Raw genomic sequence first — 337 nt, 5'->3', positions numbered from 1 at the left:
TGCTGGGCATCCTGAAGGCCGGCGGCGCCTACGTGCCGCTGGACCCGGCCTATCCGAGCGCCCGGCTGGCGTATATGCTGGAGCACGCGCATCCGCGCGTATTGATCAGCCAGGAAAACCTGCTCAAGGGCTTGCCGGCCTGTTCCGCCCAACTGTTTTGCATGGACCGCGACTGGCCGATGGCGGCCCGGCATGCCGGCGGCAATCCGCATTGCCCGGTCGAAGGCGAGCACATCGCGTACGTCATTTACACCTCCGGTTCGACCGGCAAGCCCAAGGGCGTGCAGGTGCCGCACCGCGGCGTCGTCAACTTCCTGCACACCATGCGGGAAACGCC

1 protein-coding gene is annotated in these 337 nt (G+C 66.8%); it reads left to right on the top strand.

Features of this window, described 5'->3' with window-relative positions:
- On the top strand, positions 1–337 hold a 337-nt coding region (locus JANGC3_RS30115; RefSeq protein ID WP_035789061.1), incomplete at both ends, for an AMP-binding protein.

It is taken from the genome of Janthinobacterium sp. CG3, from assembly GCF_000344615.1.
Lineage (GTDB): Bacteria > Pseudomonadota > Gammaproteobacteria > Burkholderiales > Burkholderiaceae_D > Janthinobacterium.
This window is presented reverse-complemented; position numbering and strand designations above follow the sequence as displayed.